At 75.6% G+C, this 14,090-nt stretch carries 13 protein-coding genes; 5 read left to right on the plus strand and 8 right to left on the minus strand.

Annotated features, from left to right (window positions below; genetic code table 11):
- Window positions 1-32 precede the first annotated feature (32 nt).
- Window positions 33-398 carry a DUF3263 domain-containing protein gene (locus tag AC2TDM_RS14665; protein ID WP_239078599.1) on the minus strand — a complete coding sequence of 122 codons (366 nt, stop codon included), beginning with the start codon at window positions 396-398 and terminating at the stop codon, window positions 33-35.
- A gap of 204 nt (window positions 399-602) precedes the next feature.
- On the opposite strand from AC2TDM_RS14665, the gene AC2TDM_RS14670 reads away from it, so the two are divergent.
- Both AC2TDM_RS14670 and AC2TDM_RS14675 read left to right on the plus strand, forming a co-directional pair.
- Entirely contained in the window at window positions 603-1,274 is a 672-nt protein-coding gene (locus tag AC2TDM_RS14670) for a uracil-DNA glycosylase (protein WP_484635125.1), read from the plus strand.
- Between the two features lie 244 nt (window positions 1,275-1,518).
- On the plus strand, window positions 1,519-2,394 hold the full coding sequence (locus AC2TDM_RS14675; protein WP_484635126.1) for an SGNH/GDSL hydrolase family protein: 876 nt from the start codon (window positions 1,519-1,521) through the stop codon (window positions 2,392-2,394).
- A 4-nt stretch (window positions 2,395-2,398) separates the two neighbouring features.
- Here AC2TDM_RS14675 and AC2TDM_RS14680 read toward each other — a convergent pair whose 3' ends face one another.
- Window positions 2,399-3,526 carry a sensor histidine kinase gene (locus AC2TDM_RS14680; protein ID WP_139224294.1) on the minus strand — a complete coding sequence of 376 codons (1,128 nt, stop codon included), beginning with the start codon at window positions 3,524-3,526 and terminating at the stop codon, window positions 2,399-2,401.
- Window positions 3,527-3,618: 92 nt separating this feature from the next.
- Here AC2TDM_RS14680 and AC2TDM_RS14685 point away from each other — a divergent pair, with 92 nt between their 5' ends.
- Window positions 3,619-4,287 carry a response regulator gene (locus AC2TDM_RS14685; protein WP_090031050.1) on the plus strand — a complete coding sequence of 223 codons (669 nt, stop codon included), beginning with the start codon at window positions 3,619-3,621 and terminating at the stop codon, window positions 4,285-4,287.
- Between the two features lie 35 nt (window positions 4,288-4,322).
- On the opposite strand, the gene AC2TDM_RS14690 is transcribed toward AC2TDM_RS14685, so the two are convergent.
- The 3 genes from AC2TDM_RS14690 to nirB form a co-directional block, all read right to left on the minus strand.
- Entirely contained in the window at window positions 4,323-6,179 is a 1,857-nt protein-coding gene (locus tag AC2TDM_RS14690; RefSeq protein ID WP_175499300.1) for a glycoside hydrolase family 15 protein, read from the minus strand.
- 652 nt (window positions 6,180-6,831) lie between these two features.
- A complete protein-coding gene (gene nirD, locus AC2TDM_RS14695) occupies window positions 6,832-7,347 on the minus strand; it encodes a nitrite reductase small subunit NirD (RefSeq protein WP_484635127.1) in 516 nt (171 codons plus the stop codon).
- Complete coding sequence (nirB, locus tag AC2TDM_RS14700) at window positions 7,344-9,986, minus strand: nitrite reductase large subunit NirB (protein ID WP_484635128.1); 2,643 nt, start codon at window positions 9,984-9,986, stop codon at window positions 7,344-7,346. The genes nirD and nirB overlap by 4 nt, the downstream gene beginning before the upstream one ends.
- Before the next feature lie 257 nt (window positions 9,987-10,243).
- Here nirB and AC2TDM_RS14705 point away from each other — a divergent pair, with 257 nt between their 5' ends.
- Window positions 10,244-11,491: a tyrosine-type recombinase/integrase gene (locus AC2TDM_RS14705; RefSeq protein WP_484635129.1), complete on the plus strand. Its 1,248-nt coding sequence runs from the start codon at window positions 10,244-10,246 to the stop codon at window positions 11,489-11,491.
- Window positions 11,492-11,828: 337 nt separating this feature from the next.
- A complete protein-coding gene (locus AC2TDM_RS14710; RefSeq protein WP_484635130.1) occupies window positions 11,829-12,887 on the plus strand; it encodes a hypothetical protein in 1,059 nt (352 codons plus the stop codon).
- A 133-nt stretch (window positions 12,888-13,020) separates the two neighbouring features.
- Here AC2TDM_RS14710 and AC2TDM_RS14715 read toward each other — a convergent pair whose 3' ends face one another.
- Genes AC2TDM_RS14715 through AC2TDM_RS14725 form a run of 3 tightly spaced genes read right to left on the minus strand, consistent with a single transcriptional unit; the run spans window position 13,021 to window position 14,056 of the window.
- Entirely contained in the window at window positions 13,021-13,353 is a 333-nt protein-coding gene (locus tag AC2TDM_RS14715; RefSeq protein WP_484636471.1) for a type II toxin-antitoxin system PemK/MazF family toxin, read from the minus strand.
- A gap of 32 nt (window positions 13,354-13,385) precedes the next feature.
- Window positions 13,386-13,730, minus strand: a complete 345-nt coding sequence (locus AC2TDM_RS14720) for a hypothetical protein (protein WP_484635131.1) — start codon at window positions 13,728-13,730, stop codon at window positions 13,386-13,388.
- Window positions 13,727-14,056, minus strand: coding sequence for a hypothetical protein (locus AC2TDM_RS14725; protein WP_484635132.1), 330 nt, complete (start codon window positions 14,054-14,056; stop codon window positions 13,727-13,729). Before AC2TDM_RS14725 ends, AC2TDM_RS14720 begins: the two co-directional genes overlap by 4 nt.
- Window positions 14,057-14,090 lie beyond the last annotated feature (34 nt).

The raw sequence follows: 14,090 nt of genomic DNA on the forward strand, positions 1-14,090 counted from the left end.
GCCGCCTGGTCCGATGCCCGGGGCGGCGCCCGTCAGCCCTCGGTGCCGAGCCGCCGCGCGGTGCGCGCGCGCTGCCGCGACGAGCGCATCCGTCGCAGGCGCTTGACGAGCATGGGGTCGTACGCGAGCGCCGCGGGGTCGTCGAGCAGGGTGTTGAGCACCTGGTAGTACCGCGTCGAGGACATGTCGAACAGCTCGCGGACGGCCTGCTCCTTGGCACCGGCGTACTTCCACCACTGCCGCTCGAACGCGAGGACCTGCTGGTCGCGCTCCGACAGGCCCGACGCCTCCGCCCCCGGCAGCCGTCCGCCGTCGAGCTCGTCGGCCAGTGCCGTCGCGCCCGCGGTCGTCGGGGCGTCCCCTGCCGTGCCGGCGTCCGTGCCCTGCGTCGCGTCCATCCCTCGCCCTCCCTCACGTCCGCCGTGCCCTGCGTGCCGCGGTCGTGGTCGCGGACCCGGCCGGGGGATCGCTCTTCCCGTGCTACGGGCCGGAGATCCTCCCACGCGTGGCAGCGGTCTCGTCGTCCCGCTCGACTGTAGGAGTGAACCACACGGGTGTCATTCGACAGGCCCGGCCCGGGCGCGACGGCTACCGTGCCGGGCGTGGAGCTGGACGCGCTCGTCGCACCCGACTGGGCCGCCGCCCTCGCCCCCGTCGAGGAGCACGTGCACGCGGCCGGCCGCTTCCTGCGCACCGAGCTCGCCGCGGGGCGCACGTACCTGCCCGCGGGCCCGGACGTGCTGCGGGCGTTCCACCGGCCCCTCGCCGACGTGCGGGTGCTCGTCGTCGGCCAGGACCCGTACCCGACGCCGGGCCACGCCGTCGGGCTGTCCTTCTCCGTGCGGCACGACGTGCGACCCCTGCCGCGGTCGCTCGCCAACGTGTTCCGTGAGCTCGTCGACGACCTCGGCGTGCCGGCGCCCGCCACCGGCGACCTCACGCCCTGGGCGGACCAGGGCGTCATGCTGCTCAACAGGGTGCTCACCGTCCGACCGGGCGCGCCCGCCTCGCACCGCGGCCGCGGGTGGGAGGCCGTCACGGACCGCGCGATCGCCGCGCTCGTCGAACGCGGCGGGCCGCTCGTGGCGGTGCTGTGGGGGCGCGACGCCCAGGCGCTCGGCCCAGCGCTGGCCGGGGTGCCGCAGGTGCGCAGCGTCCACCCCAGCCCCCTCTCGGCCTCCCGCGGGTTCTTCGGCTCCCGGCCGTTCTCGACGGTCAACCGCCTCCTCGCCGAGCAGGGCGCCCCGCCGGTCGACTGGACCCTCCCGTCCTGACCGGGCCCGCCTCCTGCCGGGTCCCGCGGCACCCGCCCCGTCGCACGCACCCCGCCGCACTCATCGCCGCGCCCACCCCGCCGCGCTCGCTCGAGCCCCTGTGGCGGGCCGGTGCGGAGGGTCGACGGGACACCGGCGTGCCGAGGGCGACACGCCGTCCCCGACGGCCCGGACCCAAGCGCTCCGCACCGGGCCGCCACCAGCGGCCGGTCCGACCGACCGAGCCGCGGGCCATGATGGGGGCGTGAGCCCGACCGGACCCGTCCCCCGCTGGCAGCGCTACGTCGCCCTCGGCGACTCGTTCTCCGAGGGGTTGTGGGACCTGGCCCCGACGGCCGAGGACCCGGCTCCGCGCCCACCCGCCGCGGGCGAGCCGCTGCCGGGCACCGGCAGCTGCCGCGGCTGGGCGGACCTCCTGGCCGGCGCCCTGTCGCAGCGCCGGACCGCCGCGGGGCTCGAGCCGCTGCTCTACGCCAACCTCGCCGTCCGCGGGCGTCTGCTGGGCCGCATCCTCGACGAGCAGGTGCCGGCCGCCCTCGAGCTCGGCGCCGACCTCGTCAGCCTCGTCGGCGGCGGCAACGACATCCTGCGCCCGGGCGCGGACGTCGGCGCGCTGGCCCGGGGCCTCGAGGACGCGGTCGTCCGGCTGCGGGCTGCCGGTGCCGACGTCCTGCTCGGCACGGGCGTGGACACCCGCGAGAGCCCGCTCGTGCGGGCCACCCGCGGCCGGGTGGCGATCTACAGCACGACGATCTGGTCGATCGCCCGGCGGCACGGCGCGCACGTCGTCGACCTGTGGGGCATGCGGTCCCTGGCGGACTGGCGCATGTGGGCCGACGACCGCATCCACCTCACGACCGACGGGCACGTCCGCGTCGCGCAGGCGGCGCTCGTCGGCCTCGGCCTGGACCCGGACCGCGCCGACTGGGACGACCCGCTGGCGCCCCTGCCGCCCGCGCCCCGCCTCGAGCGCGCCCGCGCCGACGCCCGCTGGGTGCGGGCGCACGTCTACCCGTGGGCGACGCGGCGGCTGCGCGGCCGGTCCTCGGGCGACGTCGTCTCGGCCAAGCGACCCGTCCTCGAGCCCCTCGTCGTCGACGGGGCCCCGCTCGGACGCTGAGCCCCTACGCCCCGCGCAGGTGGTCCACGGGCAGGTGCGCCTCCAGCCGGGTCCCCTGCCCGGGGGTGGGGACGAGGTCGAGGCGTCCCCCGACGAGGCCGAGGCGCTCCCGCAGCCGCGCGGTCCCGGAGGCCTGCACGCGGGTCGGGTCGAACCCGCCGCCGTCGTCCGTCACCGCCACGAGCAGGGCGCCGTCGCGCCGCCCGACGACGACCTCCACCCGTTGCGGCCGCGCGTGCCGCAGGGCGTTCTGCACGCCCTCCTCGACCACGCGCACGGCCAGCAGCCGCTCGGCGGAGGTGAGCCGCGGCGCCGAGGGGTCGTCGAGCGCGCGCACCTCGTCGTCCACCCGCAGGTCCACGGCGATGGAGGTCGGCACCCGGCGCAGCATCGCCCGCAGGGCCGGCAGCAGGCCGATCTCCAGCGACTCGGGGTAGAGCAGGCGGCTCGTCTCGCGGACGTCCCGGGCGCGCACCTGCTCCAGGTCGTCGCGGGCGCTGCGCAGCGAGGCCAGCTCGTCGCGCGTGAGGGGACGGGCGGTGGCGGCCGCGAGCACCCGGTCCAGCCGTGCGACCACCAGCACGAGGCGCTGCTGCAGGCTCGCGTGCAGCCCCTCGGCGACCTCGCGCCGCACCCGGACCTCCTCGGCCTGCAGCGCACGCACCGCCTGCTCGACCCGGACCGTCTCGCGCTCCGCCGCGCGCGTGCGCTCGCGCAGCCGCCGCCGGCGACGCGTGTGCTCCAGCCCGAGCACCGCGGCGACGGCGGCGACGACCGCGCCGGTGCCGGCCTCGACGAGGGGCGCGCCACCGCCCGTGACGCCGAGCGCGTGCAGCAGCCCCCACCGCGCCAGCCCCGAGACGAGCGCGAGCCCGAGCACCGCCGCCGCGGCGGGCCAGCGCCGGCGCGAGCGGTGCACCCCCAGCACCACCAGACCGGCGACGAGGAGCCCGAGCGCCCCCGCGTCGGCGACGAGCCGCGCCAGGAGGACGCCCGCGTCGGGGCGGGCGGGGCCGGCGGTCTCGAGCGCCAGGGCCACCTCGTGCAGGGTCCCGGCGGCGAGCAGGGCCGCGGCCACGGCACCGGTGCCGGTGAGCAGCGCCCGCCGGTCCGCACGCGACGACGCCTCCATGCCCCCGCCCTCCCGCCGGACGCCGGCCGGCGGTGCGCCACCGCCGGACAGGACGTTCCGCTGCGCCCCGCGGCCGACCATACTCACCTGCGATGACGACGACCGAGGTGGGCCTCCTGCGCGTGGCGGTGGTGGAGGACCAGCCCCTCTTCCGCGCCATGCTCCAGCACACCCTCGACGGGACGCCCGGGCTCGCGGTGGTCGCGGCCGCGGGGTCGGTCGCGGAGGCCGAGGCGGCGCTGCCTCCGGGCGCGGCCGACGTCGTGGTGCTCGACATCGACCTGCCGGACGGCAACGGCATCGCGCTCGGCGTCGGGCTGCGGCGCCGGCAGCCCGGGCTCGGGATCCTCCTGCTGTCGGCGCACGACGCGATGGACCTGCTGCTCGACGTGCCGCGGGACGTGGCGGTCGGCTGGGGCTACCTGTCCAAGACGTCCGGCACGTCGGAGGAGCTGCTGGTGCAGGCCGTCCGGGCCGCGGCCAGGGGCGTGACGGTGCTGGACCCGGCGCTGCTGGAGGGGGCGGCGCCGCGGGCCGGCTCGACCGTCTCGCGGCTCACCGACCGGCAGCTCGGCGTGCTCCGGCTGCTCGCGCAGGGATTGTCGAACGCGGGCATCGGGCTGCGGCTGGGCATCACGGAGAAGTCCGTGCAGAACCACGTCAACGCCATCTACGCGACCCTCGGCATCGACGCCGACCCCGCGCGGAACCCCCGCGTGAGCGCGGCGCTGCGGCTGCTGGAGGAGACGGGCGACCGCTGACGGCCCGCGCCCTGCGTCCTGCACGAGGGGCCGGCTCAGCTCCCCGACGTCGCCCCCGTGCGCTCGGCGGCCGTCGAGCCGGCGGCCTCCACGTCGGGCACCTCGACGGGCGCGCGACCCGTGGCGTCCCACACCGCGATGGCGGCCTGCACGAGCGCGAGGTGGCTGAGCGCCTGGGGCAGGTTGCCGAGGAACTCGTCGGTGTCCACGTCGACCATCTCGGTCCAGAGCCCGACGTCGTTGGACGCGGCGACGAGCTCGTCCATCCACGTCCGCGCCTCGTCGACCCGCCCCACCTCCGCGAGCGCGGCCACGCCCCAGAACGAGCACGCGACGAAGGCGCCCTCCTCCTCGCGCATGCCCGTGTAGCGGTGCAGCCACGGCCCCGTGCCGAGCTCGGCGCGCAGGGTGTCGACCGTGCGGCTCATGCGGTCGGAGGTGTCGAAGCCCGACATCGCGTGCAGCAGGATCGAGGCGTCGAGGTCGTCGCTGCCCGACGCCATGACGTAGGTGCCACGCGCCTCGTCCCAGCAGTGCTCCTCGACCCAGTCCCGGATGCGGCGCGCCTCAGCCCGCCAGCGGTCGGGCGTGCCCGGGATCTGGCCGGCGTCGGCCAGGTGGGCCGCGCACTCCAGGGCCTGCCAGCAGCCGAGCTTCGACGTCGTGAAGTGGCGCTCGTCGTGCAGCTCCCAGATGCCGGCGTCGGGGCGGTGCCACGCGTCGGCGGCCTCGTCGGCGAGCGCGGCCAGGACGCGGCCGGTGTCGGCGTCGAGGAGGTTGCCCGCGTCCACGTACCCGCGCACGACGCCGAGCACGTCCCCGTACACGCCGAGCTGCCGCTGGGCGCCGGCGTGGTTGCCGACGGCGACCGGTCCGATGCCGCGCCAGCCCGGCACGTCGGGCTCGTCGTGGTGGTCGTGCACCTCGCCCGCCAGCGTGTAGAAGACGCGCGGCTCCTCCGACCGGATGGTCCGCACCACCCAGGAGATGGCGGCGTGCGTCTCCTCCCGCAGCCCGAAGTCGATGAGCGCGTCGACCGCGTAGGCCGTGTCGCGCAGCCAGGAGTAGCGGTAGTCCCAGTTCTTGCCGCCGGCCCAGCTCTCCGGCACCGACGTCGTCGCGGCGGCCGCGATGGAGCCCGTGGGCGCGTGCAGCAGCAGCTTGAGCTGCAGGGCGCTGCGCTGCACGGCCAGCGGCCACGGGCCCTGGTAGCGGAACGCGTCGGTCCAGGTCTGCCAGTTGGCCACCGTGCGGCTGATCCGGTCGTCGACCTCCTCGGCCCGGGGGACCTGCACCGGCTCGCGCTCGGTGCCCACCAGGGCGACGAGGTGCCGGGAACCGGGGCTCGTCGTGAACGCCCCCGCGATCTCCTGCTCGGCGACGAGGGGGGTCAGGTCGTCGGAGAGCACCGGCACCATCGTCGCGCCGTTCACGCGCAGCACGGCGCCGTGCACCGTCCCCTGCACCCAGGGCGAGGCCGACGCCAGCGCCGTGCCCGGGGCGATGCGCCACGCGAAGGGGACGTCGCCGGACAGCCCCTCCACGCGGCGGCCCAGCTCGCACCAGGGCAGGCGCCCGGCGACGCCGGTGCAGAGGGCGTCGGTGACCCGGGCCGTCCCGGTCGCGGTCTCGTACTCCGTGCTCAGGACGTTCGAGCCGGGCAGGTAGCGGCGGCGCAGGCGGTAGGGCTGGGTGGGCGCCAGCTCGACGACCCCGCCGCTCTCGGCGTCGAGCAGGGCGGCGAACGCCGGGGCGCAGTCCAGGTCGGGGATCGGCAGCCAATCGACGCGCCCGTCGTCGGCGACGAGGGCCACCGTCCGGCCGTCGCCGAGGGCGGCGTAGGCGCGCAGCGCGGCATAGCCGTCCGTCCGCGGGGTCGGCTCCCGCAGCACCTCCGCCGCTCCCCGGCCGGAGCCGACGACGACGTCGAGGTCGCTCGTGGGTCCGCTGCCCTCGGCCGCCGCCTCCAGGGCGTCCTCGCCCAGCGCACGCCGCAGCTCGTCGACCCGCGGGCCGGGGGAGGTCGGGGGACGGGTGGGGCTCACGCTGCTCCGGGGGTCGCGGGCGGGTCGCTGGCTGCTCGTGCGTCTCGACGGTCGTCACCTCCGGCCGACGAGCGACGCGCGCCTCCGGCCGGACGACCGTCGCCGTGATCGTCCGGCTCCGCGGGCGGACCCGCAACCGGCCCGGTGCCCGGCCGCCGCGCTGCTCAGGGCGGGCACAGCGCCGCGGTCGCCGGGGTCGGCACCCCGGCGCGGCGGGCTGCCGCCGTCCACCGGGCAGGGGGGGCCGCGTGCGTCCGGACGGGTGACGCTGCGCCCGGACGCCCCCGCGGGGCCGCGCCGGGCAGTAGGTTCGTCCCGGTTCGTCCGGTCGTGGTCACCCCCCTGCGGCTGCGGCCGGGCGGACCCCTGATCGCCCCCTCCTCGCCCACTGCCCCCGGGTGGGGAGGGGGCACCTCCGCGTGCCCTCATGGCGACGAGCCCCGCCGCTGGCCGTGCCGACGAGCGTGCTGCCGGCCCCTCGCGGGTCGGGCGACCGCGGTCAGGCCGTCGCGAGGAGGACGGCGTCGCCCTCGACGCGCACGCCGTAGGTGCGCAGGTCCTGCGGCTCGCGGCCGACCGGGTCGAGGCACGCCCCCGTCGTCAGGTCCCAGACCTGCTTGAGCATGGGCGAGGTGAGCACGGGCGCCTCGCCCCGGCTCCCGACGATGCCCCGCGCCAGCACGTTCGCCCCCGAGAAGGGGTCGCGGTGCTGCACGCCGAGCACGCGGTCGTCGGCCAGCCGGAACAGCGCCACCTGCTGCCCGTCGACGAGGACGGCCGCGCCGCGCTCGGGCACGAGGTCGGACAGCGCGCAGACGCGCACCCAGCCGGCCGCGGTGCCGGCGGACACGCTGGTGCCGGTCTCGGCGGTGCCGGCCGCGGTGGTGCCGGCACGACTCGGCGCGCCGACGGGGGCGACGCCGGCGGCGGGACCGCCACCGCAGCGGCACGAGCCGCAGCAAGCCGCGCCCTCGGCGGCATCGGTGACGGCGGCGACGGTGGTGGCGGTGCTCACGGGACGACCTCCAGGGTGCGGGCGACGCGCGGGTCGTGGTGCTGGACGTCGCCGGTGCGGGCCGGGCGGACCTGGCCGCGCAGGGACGTGTAGGACAGGTCCGGGTCGTGCTGGTCCGGCGCGTTGACGAAGGCCACGAAGTGCCGGAGCTTCTCGGGGTCCTCGAGCGTCGCGCGCCACTCGTCGACGTACGCGTCCACGTGCCGGGCGATCTCCGCCTCGAGCTCGGCCCCGAGGCCCCGGGAGTCCTCGACGACGACCCGCCGCAGCTCGGCGATGCCGCCCTCGAACCCGGCGACCCACGGCGCGGTGCGCTGCAGGCGGTCGGCCGAGCGGATGTACAGCGCCAGGAAGCGGTCGACCACCTGCACGACGCGCTCGTCGTCCAGGTCCTCCGCCAGCAGCTCGGCGTGCCGGGGCGTGAAGCCGCCGTTGCCGCCGACGTAGACGTTCCAGCCCTTCTCGGTGGCGATGACGCCGACGTCCTTGCCGCGCGCCTCCGCGCACTCCCGGGCGCAGCCGGAGACGCCGACCTTGAACTTGTGCGGGCTGCGCAGGCCGCGGTACCGCAGCTCCAGCCGCGTGGCCATGCTGACGGAGTCCTGCACCCCGAACCGGCACCAGGCGGAGCCGATGCAGCTCTTCACCGCGCGCAGCGACTTGCCGTACGCCTGCCCGGACTCGAAGCCGGCGTCGACGAGGCGTCGCCAGATCGTCGGGAGCTGGTCGAGGCGCGCGCCGAACAGCCCGATCCGCTGCGCGCCCGTGATGCGGGTGTAGAGGCCGAAGTCCTGCGCCACCTGCGCGAGGACCGCGAGCTTCTCCGGCGTGATCTCCCCCGCCGGCACGCGCGGCACCACGGAGTACGTGCCGTCCTTCTGCAGGTTGGCCAGGACGTGGTCGTTCGTGTCCTGCAGCGAGGACTGGTCCGGCTGGAGGACGTGACCGACGCCGAGCACCGACAGGATCGAGGCCACGACCGGCTTGCAGACGGCGCAGCCGCGCCCGGTGCCGTGCTTCGCGACGACCTCGGAGAACGTGCGCAGCCCGTCCTGCCGCACGAGCGCCAGCAGCTCGGCGCGCGGCATCGCGAAGTGCTCGCACATGGCCCGGCTGACCTCGACGCCCGCCTTCTCCAGCGCGGTGTTGACCAGCGTCGTCACCAGCGGGACGCACGAGCCGCAGACCGTCCCGGCCTTCGTGCAGGCCTTGACCTCGCCGACGCTCGTGCAGCCGTGCTCGCTGACCGCGCCCCGGATGGTGCCGGCGGTGACGTTCGCGCAGGAGCAGACGACGACGTCGTCGGGCAGCTCCGTCTGCGGCGCGCCGCCCGCGCCCTCGGGCGCGAGGAACGCGGCCGGGTCCGCGCCGAGCGGGCGCCCGAGCAGGGGGCGCAGCCGGGAGTACAGGTCGATGTCGCCGACGAAGACCCCGCCCAGCAGGGTCCGGGCGTCGTCGGACACGACGAGCTTCTTGTACGTCTTCGCCACGGGGTCGGCGAAGGTCACCTCGAGCGCGCCGGGCGTCAGGCCCAGCACGTCGCCGAAGCTCGCGGCGTCGATGCCGACGCCCTTGAGCTTCGTGCCCTCGGCGGAGCGGCTGTGCACGGCCGTCCCCCCGAGCAGCCGGTCGACGACGACGTCGGCCATGGCGTTGCCCGGCGCGACGAGGCCCGCGCACTCGCCCTCGAAGGACGCGCACTCCCCGATCGCCCACACGGCGGGGTCGGACGTGCGGCACGTGGGGCCGACGACGACGCCGCCGCGCTCCCCCACCGCCAGGCCGCTCTCGCGGGCGAGCCGGTCGCGCGGCCGCACGCCGGTGGAGAAGACCACGACGTCCGCGTCGAGCACGTCCCCCGTCGACAGCTCCGCGCGCGCCACGGCCCCGTCCGGCCCGGCGACGAGGCGCTGGGCCGCCGCGCCCGTGCGCACCTCCATGCCGAGGTCGTCGACGAGCACCCGCAGGGCCTCGCCGCCCCCCGCGTCGAGCTGCACGGCCATGAGCCGGTCCGCGAACTCGACGACGGCCGCCCGGGCACCGAGCGTCTGCAGCGCCGCCGCCGCCTCGAGCCCCAGCACGCCGCCGCCCACGACGACGCCGCGGACCGGCCGCCCGAGCGCCGCTCCCCGCTCGCCCACCCAGGCCATGAGCCCGCGCAGGTCGTCGAGCGTGCGGTAGGAGAACACGCCCGGCAGATCGGTCCCCTCAGCCCGGGGCGTCCAGGCCCAGGAGCCCGTGGCCAGCACGAGGGTGTCGTAGGGGTGCACGGAGCCCGACGCGGTCCGCACGGTGCGGGCCTCGCGGTCGACCGCCGCCACGGCGTCCCCGGTGCGCAGCACGACGCGGGGGTCGTCCCAGACGGCCGGCGCCATCGCCAGGTCCTCGACGGTGCGGCCGCCGACGTGCTCCGACAGGTGCACCCGGTCGTAGGGGAGGTAGGGCTCGTCGCCCAGCACCGTCAGGCTCCAGCCGTCCTCCGGCGCACGGCGCAGCCAGGACTCCACGAACCGGTGGGCCACCATGCCGGCACCCACCACCACCACGCGGCCGGGGGCGCCGCCGTCTCCGTCACTCGTCACGGGGACGAGTCTTCGTCGTCCCCCGGGCGAGGTCCTGGGACCGAGGGCCCAGGACATCCCGGGCACGGGGGACGGAGGGGGACGTCCCGGGCGGTCCCGGGGCGCACGCCCGACGAGGCACGGGGTGCGAGCGGGATCGAGGACGGGCCGTGGAGCCCCCTGTCGGATTCGAACCGACGACCCCCTGTTTACAAGACAGAAGGCGCTAGGCTGTCATCGTGCAGGAAAGCCGCGCTGACCTGCGTCGTTGTGTCCCGCAAGACGCCATGAAGTCTAATGGGATCACTACACGCTTCACTACACCCGGGGACGTCATGGCGGAGGCCAAGAAGCGGCGCACGTACGGCACCGGCAGCGTCTACCAGCGCTCCTCGGACGGCCGCTGGATCGGCGCCATCGCAGCCGGGTGGACCGAGCGCGGCACCCGGCGCACCGTCACCGTCTCCGCCACGACGGAGGCCGAGGCGAAGCGGCGGCTGCGCAAGGCCGCGGCGGAGATCGAGCTGCACGGAGCCGGGCGCGCGGCCGGTCCCCGGACCGTGAAGTCCTGGGCCGAGGAGTGGCTGCCCGAGCACGCGACGAAGGTCCGCCCCAGCACGTACACGACCGACGCCGGCGCGGTCCGGAAGTGGATCGTCCCGACGCTGGGCGCCCGACGGATCGACACCCTCACCCCCGCGCACGTGCGCTCCCTGCGGGACGCCGTGCTCGCCGCCGGCCGCTCGTCGACGACGGCCCGGCACGCGCACTCCGTCCTCATGAAGTGCCTGCGCGACGCGCGCGCCGAGGGCGTGCGCGTGCCGCCGGCGATCTTCGACCTCACCGCGCCGGCGCTCGCGGACAACGACCGCGACGCGATCCCCCTCGACGGCGCGCTGCGGATCCTCGACGTCGCGCTCGGCGAGCCCGACGCCGCACGCTGGGTCGCCGCACTCCTGCAGGGCATGCGCCAGGGCGAGGTGCTCGGGCTGACGTGGGACCGCATCGACTTCGAGCGCCGCGTCATCGACGTGTCCCGGCAGCTGTCGACCCTCCCCTACGCCGACCGAGCCGCCGGGACGTTCCTCGTGCCGCACGGGATGCGTGTGCAGCGGCTCGAGGGCGCCTGGCACCTCACGCCGGTCAAGACGCGCTCGGGCGTGCGGCTGATCCCCCTCGTGCCGTGGATGCACGCCGCGCTGACCCGGTGGCGCGAGGTCGCGCCGGCGTCTCCGCACGGGCTGGTCTGGCCGCGTGAGGACGGCCGCCCGCGCGACGAGCGCGCCGACCGCGAGGCCTGGCGCGCCCTGCAGGAGGCCGCAGGCGTGCGGCACCCGTCGGGGCGGCCGTACACGCTGCACGAGGGCCGTCACACCGCGGCGACCCTGCTGCTCGAGGCCGGCGTCTCCGAGGCCGTCGTCATCGCGATCATGGGCCACTCGAAGATCGCCACCACCCGCGGGTACCAGCACGTCTCCCAGACCCTCGCACGGCAGGCGCTCGACGGCGTCGCCGCGCGCCTCGGGCTCGACGACGCGCACGCGCCGGCGCTCGTGACGGGGCGCGCCGACACCACGGAGTGAACTTCGGTCACGCGTTCGCTTGACCGAGTGGGTGACGCCACCCGGGAGCGTGAACGGGTGTGGGTGTCCCCGGACAGCGTTGTACGGTAACGGGACACGATGTCGCGCTCACGGACGCAGGGGTGGGGAGTCATCGTGCAGGAGCTCGCGAAGGCGCTGGGCGTGCAGGTGGTCGAGGTCGACTGGTTGGCCGACGACGCAGAGGTCGAATGGTCGCCGGCGTCGAGGGTCGCGATCCTGCTGCGAGGGCTCAGCGTGGATCGTCGTCGCGCTGCCGTGGCGTGGGCTGTCGAGCAGGCTTGCGAGGTCCCACTGCCCGTGGGGCACCCCCGAGCAGGTGTGGGCGACCATCGCCCGCAACTTCACGCCCGCCGAGGTGCTCGCGCTCGAGCTGCCCAACGAGGTCGACGTGAAGTGGTCCGGGCAGTGGGTCGAGCCGACCCGCCGGCACGCCGAGCGGATCGTCCGACTCGTGCGCGCCACCCCCGGGTGGCAGGACACGCCCATCCTCGCGCCGTCGTTCATCGCGGCCGGCGCCCCCGCACGCCTCATGGCCGGGTGGACCAACCCCGGCATCACGCACGGCAACGCGCACAACTACGCCGGACCCGGCGGGGAGACCCTCGCGCACGTCGCGGCCGAGACCAGCAACCGCGGCATCACCGGCACCAGCGGCGTCGTCGTCTCCACCGAGTGCACGTCGAACACCGCCGTCGACAACACCGACAGCCAACCCGGCATCTCCGAGGCGGCGCAGGCGACCTACCTGCTGCGGCAGTACGCCACCGCGTTCCTCGGCGGCATCCCCGCGACCATGACCTACGAGCTCGTCGACCAGCGCGGCCCCGACACGGCGCGCACCGACGCCGAAGGGCATTGGGGGGTCCTGCACTCGGACCTGGCGTACAAGCCTGCCGCAACCCGGCTGCGGGCGCTCCTGGCGCTCCTGGGCGACGACGATAGCGGCGACCACGCACCCGTCCCCCCACCGCGCATCATCGGCGGGGACGCGGCCACCCGGCACCTGACGCTCACCGCAGCCGACGGGTCCTGCTGGGTCCTGCTCTGGCAGGAGGTCCCCGTGTGGGACGCGCGCACCCGGCGAGACCTCGCGCCCGCGCCAGTCGACGTCGCACTCGTCACGGGCCGGCCGACGACCGCCACCGTGCACGACCTCACCAGGCCGTCCGCTCTCAGCGTCGGCACCGGGCACGTCGTCACATCCGGCGCCGACCTGACCGCCGTGCACATGCGCGCCGCCCCCGCCAGCCTCACCGACGACGAGCGCGCCGACCTGCTCGCCCGCGTCGCCAAGGCGCAGTCCGTCGGCGCGACCATCCTGTCGAACATGACCGCCGCACGTCGCCTCGTCGAGCGGATGCCGACCGGCACCTAACGCGCCCTGTCCGCCGTACGGTGAGCACGGCCGCCTGGCCGCCCGCACGCCCCCGCGGACGTCCAGGCGCGTCACGACCAACGCCCCCTCCTCGAGCCTCCGGGCCCGGGGAGGGGGCGCTTTCATCGTCGCTCTAAATCAGGTCGTGGTACGAGGCCATGCTTACCCGCACCTGCTCCAGGAGGGCCGGATCGATGACGCCTAGGGACGCCCCGAGCTCGGCCTTCTCGAACGGCTGAGCGTGGGTCACGCGTGCCCAGCTGTTCTTGGTGAGACCCCCCTGTCCGGCTGGCAGGAGGACGCAGAAGGCACTGGCAAAGCGCGAACTCCCGGAGACCGGCACCGCGGAGACGAACGGCCACGAGGCGTCTCCAGCGGTGGTTGCGCTGCTGACCACGAGTATCGGATGCCGATTTCGGGAGCGTTGGAGCGCCCGAGGCAGCCACGTGATCAGCCCCTCGGGCATCCAGTAGATGCCACCGGGGATCGGCTGTCCGTTCACCGTTCGAGCGCGCGCCGCGTGGCCCTACGCCGAGGCTGCTTCAGTGCCTTGCTCGTGACGCGCATCTCGTCGAAGAAGCCGTGGTCGGTGGCACCGGGTACGTAGGTAACGCCGCGACCGGCGTACTTCTCACGAAGCGCGGCGGCCATCGACGGCGTGGAGCGCGGTCGCCGGTCTGGTTCCGCCACGTTGCCTCCTCCCACGGTGATGAGCACTTCGATGACAGTAGGTGCGATCGACAGCGTCTGAGTCACACCAAGCCCTTCAAGCGGAACGTTCACTCGAACGCGAGCGGTGGTTGGCGACAGCCGAGGACGAGGGGCGAGAACGGTGTCGCTCACGCCTCCCCCGATCCGTCGACCGCCTGCAGGTGCAGGGACAACATGCCGTGTAGCTGGCGCATCCGCTCGGTCGTGAGGAACAGGGCGGAGCGAACCTGCACGGGCACGTCGACGAGCTGCGCGCCGGCCGCCACCATCTCCTCGCTGGAAGCGAGGACAGGCGGCGCAGCGTGTCCGAACAAGAGGTACGCCCCGGCATCTTCGCTGTGCAGTGCGCCCACGATCGACATCTGGTTGACGATGACGGCTTCACGCGCGGCCTCCTCTGGCCACCTCAGCCGCACCTGCAACTGCACCGAACCCGAGAACCCGCCTGCCTCAGTCACGGCCTCACTGTGTCACGCGCGGCTGGGAAAGTGC

Source organism: Cellulomonas sp. plas2 (genome assembly GCF_057221735.1).

What these genes read in the sequence shown, in the direction of transcription:
- AC2TDM_RS14665 (WP_239078599.1), bottom strand. Translation starts at nt 398, where the DNA reads ATGGACGCGACGCAGGGCACGGACGCCGGCACGGCAGGGGACGCCCCG.
- AC2TDM_RS14680 (WP_139224294.1), bottom strand. Translation starts at nt 3,526, where the DNA reads ATGGAGGCGTCGTCGCGTGCGGACCGGCGGGCGCTGCTCACCGGCACC.
- AC2TDM_RS14685 (WP_090031050.1), top strand. Translation starts at nt 3,619, where the DNA reads ATGACGACGACCGAGGTGGGCCTCCTGCGCGTGGCGGTGGTGGAGGAC.
- nirB (WP_484635128.1), bottom strand. Translation starts at nt 9,986, where the DNA reads ATGTCCTGGGCCCTCGGTCCCAGGACCTCGCCCGGGGGACGACGAAGA.
- AC2TDM_RS14705 (WP_484635129.1), top strand. Translation starts at nt 10,244, where the DNA reads ATGGCGGAGGCCAAGAAGCGGCGCACGTACGGCACCGGCAGCGTCTAC.
- AC2TDM_RS14715 (WP_484636471.1), bottom strand. Translation starts at nt 13,353, where the DNA reads ATGCCCGAGGGGCTGATCACGTGGCTGCCTCGGGCGCTCCAACGCTCC.